The following is a 4,911-nucleotide window of genomic DNA, read 5'->3' as shown; positions in this document are numbered from 1 at the left end:
GCCGGCGTAGCTCACGCTGCTGCCGCTGTCGCCGCTGTCTCCGGCGTAGATGACGGTGGTCTCGGTCATTTCTCTCTTCGCTTCCTGAGCTTTCTCGGCTATCTGGCGGGGGCTATTTCGTTGCGTCGGCGAGAGCGTTTGCGCCGCCGACGATTTCGCTGATTTCCTGGGTGATCTTGGCCTGGCGTTCCCGGTTCGCCATCAGAGTGAGGATCTTGATCAGATCGTCGGCGTTGTCCGACGCCGACTTCATCGCGCGCCGCCGCGAGGCCGACTCCGAGGCCGCCGCCTCCAGCAGCGCCGAGAAGATGCGGGTGGCGACATAGCGCGGAAGCAGTGCCCCGAAAAGCGTGGTGGCATCCGGTTCGAAGGAGAACAGGGTGCGCGGACCGGTCTCCTGCTCGCCGACGTACTCCACCTCCATCGGGGCGATCCGGCGCGCCTCGGCGACCTGCGACAGCATCGACCGGAACTCGGTGAACACGATGTGGAGTTCGTCCACACCGAGGACCCCGTCCTCGCCCGGGTTGTCGCCCTGGTCATCCTCGCCGGCCAGGAACGCCGTCACCAGTGCGTTGGCGATCTCCTGGGCCTGCTCGTAGGTCGGCTTCTCGGAGAACCCGATCCAGGAGTCGGTGATCTTCCAGTTGCGGAAGCTGAAGTAGCTCAGCGACTTCCGGCCGACGACGTAGAGGACCGGTTCCTTGCCCTCCTGGCGCAGCAACGAGATCAACTCTTCGGCCCGCCGTAGGTTGTTGGCGTTGTACGCGCCGCACAGCCCGCGGTCCGACGAGACCACCAGGACCGCCGCCCGGCGCGGGTTCTCCCGGGCCACCAGCAGTGGGTGGTCCAGGGCCGACTCCGCCGCCAGGTTGGTCAGCATGTTGGTGATCTCAACCGAGTACGGCCGGGCCGCCTCCACCCTGGCCTGTGCCTTGGCGATACGGGAGGTGGCGATCAGTTCCTGCGCCTTGGTGATCTTCTTGATCGCCCCGGCCGACTTGATCCGCCCGCGCAGTTCGCGGAGTGTGGCTGCCATTTACTTCTTCTTCGGCGCGGGCTTACGGATCTTGACGGCTTCCTTCTCCACGTCGGCCTCGTCCATCGCGGCGACGTGGGCGTCGGGAATCACCGAACTGCCGTCGGAGGTGGCGAAGCCGCGCTTGAAGTCGGCCACCGCCTCGGTGAGCGCCACCTCGGTGTCCTCGGTGAGCTTCTGGGAGGTTTGAATGTCGCTCAGGATGCCGGAACCCGAGGCCCGCAGGTGCTCGAGGAACTCCGACTCGAAACGGGACACGTCGGCCACCGGCACCGAGTCCAGATGCCCCTTGGTGCCGAGGAAGATGGCCACCACCTGGTCCTGGACCGACATCGGGCTGTACTGCGGCTGCTTGAGCAGCTCCACCAGCCGGGCGCCGCGCTCCAGCTGCGCCTTCGAGGCCTCGTCCAGGTCGGAGGCGAACGCGGCGAAGGACTCCAGCTCGCGGTACTGCGACAGGTCCAGGCGCAGCGAGCCGGCCACCTCCTTCATCGCCTTGATCTGTGCGGCGCCGCCGACCCGGGACACCGAGACGCCGACGTTGATGGCCGGACGTACACCCTGGTTGAACAGGTCGGTCTCCAGGAAGCACTGGCCGTCGGTGATGGAGATGACGTTGGTGGGGATGTAGGCCGAGATGTCGTTGGCCTTGGTCTCGATGATCGGCAGTCCGGTCATCGAACCGCCGCCGAGTTCGTCGGAGAGCTTGGCGCACCGCTCCAGCAGGCGGGAGTGCAGGTAGAACACGTCGCCGGGGTAGGCCTCGCGGCCCGGCGGGCGGCGCAGCAGCAGCGAGATCGCGCGGTAGGCCTCGGCCTGCTTGGTGAGGTCGTCGAACACGATCAGCACGTGCTTGCCGTTGTACATCCAGTGCTGGGCGATCGCCGAACCGGTGTAGGGCGCAAGCCATTTGAAGCCGGGGGAATCCGAGGCCGGCGCCGCGACGATGGTGGTGTAGTCCATCGCGCCGCCCTCCTCCAGCGCCCGGCGCACGCTGGCGATGGTGGTGCCCTTCTGACCGATCGCGACGTAGACGCAGCGGACCTGCTTGGACGGGTCCCCGGTCTCCCAGTTCTGCCGCTGGTTGAGGATGGTGTCGACGCAGACCGCGGTCTTCCCGGTCTTGCGGTCGCCGATGATCAGCTGGCGCTGGCCGCGGCCGATCGGCGTCATGGCGTCGACGGCCTTGATGCCGGTCTGCAGCGGCTCGCTGACGCTCTGGCGCTGCACCACCGAGGGGGCCTGCAACTCCAGGGCCCGGCGCGTCTCGGCGGTGATCTCGCCGCGGCCGTCGATCGGCTCACCCAGCGGGTTGACCACCCGGCCGAGGAACGCGTCCCCCACCGGCACCGAGAGCACCTCACCGGTGCGCCGGACCTGTTGGCCCTCCTCGATCTTATCGGACTCGCCGAGGATGACCGCACCGATGCTGTGCTCGTCGAGGTTCAGCGCCACCCCGAGCACACCGCCGGAGAACTCCAGCAGTTCCTGGGTCATCGCCGAGGGAAGACCCTCGACGTGGGCGATGCCGTCACCGGTGTCGATGACGGTGCCGACCTCCTCCCGGCCGGTGCCCGCCTCGAAGCTCGAGACGTAGCTCTCGATCGCGCCCTGGATGTCGCTTGCGGAGATTGTCAACTCTGCCATGGCTTTTCGTCTTCCTGCCTTCGGTCTTGGGAGTAGATCGGAGCGTCTTGGGTTGGTTCGTGCTAGTCGGGCAGCTTCGTCGCCGCCGCACCCAGGCGGGACGACAGCGTTCCGTCGATGACCTCGTCCCCGACGGAGACCGCCAGGCCGCCGAGCAGTTCGGGGTCGACGTTGAGTTGCACCGAGACGGGGTTGTTATAGATCCGGGTGAGCACTGCGGTGAGGCGGCGGCGCTGCGTGTCGCTCAGTTCGGCCGCGGCACTCACCTGCGCGACGATCTCGCCCCTGCGGGCGACCGCCAGTTCGGCCAGTTCGTGCACCGCTTCGTCGGCTCGTTCCCCGTGCAGCAGTTGCACGGTGTCGGCCAACAGTGCGGCAGCAGTCTGGTTGGTCCCACTCGCCCGATCCAGCACGCCGCGCACCAGGGACACCCGGTCGGCGGCCGGCTTGGCCTGGTCGCTGAGCAACGAGGTCAACTGCGGCTCCGAGTCCAGGAGCCGCCCGAACCGGAACAACTGCTCGGCCACCTCGTCGGCCTGGTGTTCCCGCTCGGCCCTGGTCAGCAGACTCAGCCGGGCGACGAGAGCGAGCGCGCCGGGGAAGTCGCCGGTCTTGGACCACCGCACCGTGACCGCGGTCTCGAGGATGTCCAGCGTCGTGGCACCCACCTTGCCGCCGAGCAGTCGGGCAAGCATCTGCTTCTTGGCATCGGCCTCCCCGGTCGCCTCGGCGAGGTGGCGGGTCAGGATCGGCTCGCGCTGCAGCAGGCTGTCCACCGCCACCAGCTCGTCGGAGAGCCGGGACAGGTCCTCGACGCTCAGCGATCCGGACAGCGCGTCGAACCGTGCCACCACGGCCGCCTGGGCGTCCCGGCTCGCCGAACGCAGGCCGGAGGACGCCACCTCCGGGGTGAACGCCGCCGGAGCCATGGCCTCGAGTTCGTCGAGGAATCGGTCCACGGTGGCCGACTGGTTCTGCGGGTCGGCGACGTGCGCCCTGACCAGTTCGGCCGCCCGGCGGACCGACTCGCCGCCGAGGTCGCCGCGGAGCTGGCGGATGAGTTGGGCCCGCAGCAGGTCGACCTGCTGGACGCCTTGGACCTTGATCCGTTCGGCTTCGACGCCGGCCTGGACGTGCAACTGCTCGGCGATGCGCACCGAGTCGGTGCGGGCCTCGTCGACGATGCGCCGGGCCTCCGCCCGCCCCTCGTCGACCCGCTTGGCGTGGTACTGATCGGCGGCAGCCAACCGCGCGGCGGCCTTGGCGCTGTCGTCGAGCTGGTCGCGCACGGCGTCTTTCTGCTCGGCCATCAGTTTGCGCACCGGGGGCACCACGTACTTGTTGAGGAGCCAGACGATGACCGCGAAGCCGATCAGCTGCCCGATAAAGGTTGACAACTTACGCCTCAGCCTTCCGAAACATGGGTGTGGGAGGACGATGTGGCCGAGGCCGAAGCACCCGACGGGCCGGAGACCCCGACGCCGAGCACCCTGCCGGCCAACGTCGCCGAGAGCGTCTCCACCGACGCGGTCAGGGTGGGCGCGATGGAGTCGCTCTGCAGCTTGAGTTCCTCGTTGGCCTCCTGCAGCGTCCCGGCGACCGCCTCGTTGGCCCTGCCGCGGGTGTCGTCGATCACCTGACGGCCCTCCGACCTGGCGGCGTCGCGAATGCCGGCCGCCTCGGAGCGGGCGGTCGCCAACTCCTTCTCGTAGTCGACCTCCGCGGCGGCCTCCTGCGCCGCGGCCCGGCGGTTGTCGTCGGCGATCTGGGCGGCCATCCGCTCGCGCTCACCCAGCACCTTCTGAATCGGCGGGACGACGAACTTGGCGATCACGCCCAGCACGATCAGGAAGATGGCCAGCACGAAGAAGAAGGTGCCGTTGGGAATGAGGAAGTTCTGGGTACCGCCTTCCTCAGACGCCAACAAGGTGACGCTGGAGTCCGCCCTATCGCTGAGACGCATGGCCGACTAGGAGGCGCCGGGCGTGGCGAACACGAACAGCGCCATGAACGCCAGGTTGATGAAGTACGCGGCCTCGACGAGACCGACGGTGATGAAGAACGGGGTGAACAGCCGTCCCTGCGCCTCGGGCTGGCGGGCGATGCCGGAGATCAGGGCATTACCGGCGATACCGTCGCCGATTCCCGCGCCGATCGCGCCGCCGCCCAGGATGAGCCCGCCGCCGATCAGGGCGCCGGCAACGATTTGTGGGTCTGCCATTCCT

The 4,911-nt window shown here is 68.2% G+C and carries 5 protein-coding genes; all 5 read right to left on the bottom strand.

Annotated elements, in window-relative coordinates; genetic code table 11:
• Positions 1 to 112: 112 nt before the first annotated feature.
• Complete coding sequence (locus ADBZ5U_RS14210; RefSeq protein WP_526811251.1) at positions 113 to 1,039, bottom strand: F0F1 ATP synthase subunit gamma; 927 nt, start codon at positions 1,037 to 1,039, stop codon at positions 113 to 115.
• On the bottom strand, positions 1,040 to 2,686 hold the full coding sequence (gene atpA / locus ADBZ5U_RS14205; RefSeq protein ID WP_526811249.1) for a F0F1 ATP synthase subunit alpha: 1,647 nt from the start codon (positions 2,684 to 2,686) through the stop codon (positions 1,040 to 1,042).
• A 62-nt stretch (positions 2,687 to 2,748) separates the two neighbouring features.
• Positions 2,749 to 4,083 carry a F0F1 ATP synthase subunit B/delta gene (locus tag ADBZ5U_RS14200; protein ID WP_526811247.1) on the bottom strand — a complete coding sequence of 445 codons (1,335 nt, stop codon included), beginning with the start codon at positions 4,081 to 4,083 and terminating at the stop codon, positions 2,749 to 2,751.
• Positions 4,084 to 4,091: 8 nt separating this feature from the next.
• Positions 4,092 to 4,649, bottom strand: a complete 558-nt coding sequence (locus ADBZ5U_RS14195; RefSeq protein ID WP_526811245.1) for a F0F1 ATP synthase subunit B — start codon at positions 4,647 to 4,649, stop codon at positions 4,092 to 4,094.
• 6 nt (positions 4,650 to 4,655) lie between these two features.
• Entirely contained in the window at positions 4,656 to 4,907 is a 252-nt protein-coding gene (locus ADBZ5U_RS14190; RefSeq protein ID WP_293223340.1) for a F0F1 ATP synthase subunit C, read from the bottom strand.
• Positions 4,908 to 4,911 lie beyond the last annotated feature (4 nt).

The organism is Mycobacterium sp. (assembly GCF_040398885.1).
GTDB lineage: Bacteria > Actinomycetota > Actinomycetes > Mycobacteriales > Mycobacteriaceae > Mycobacterium.
Note: the sequence above shows the minus strand (reverse complement) of the source record. Positions and strands in the feature narration are given on the sequence as shown.

Bases quoted from the DNA above. Each gene is read 5' to 3' on its own strand.
- ADBZ5U_RS14210 (WP_526811251.1), bottom strand. From the start codon at position 1,039: ATGGCAGCCACACTCCGCGAACTGCGCGGGCGGATCAAGTCGGCCGGG.
- atpA (WP_526811249.1), bottom strand. From the start codon at position 2,686: ATGGCAGAGTTGACAATCTCCGCAAGCGACATCCAGGGCGCGATCGAG.
- ADBZ5U_RS14195 (WP_526811245.1), bottom strand. From the start codon at position 4,649: ATGCGTCTCAGCGATAGGGCGGACTCCAGCGTCACCTTGTTGGCGTCT.
- ADBZ5U_RS14190 (WP_293223340.1), bottom strand. From the start codon at position 4,907: ATGGCAGACCCACAAATCGTTGCCGGCGCCCTGATCGGCGGCGGGCTC.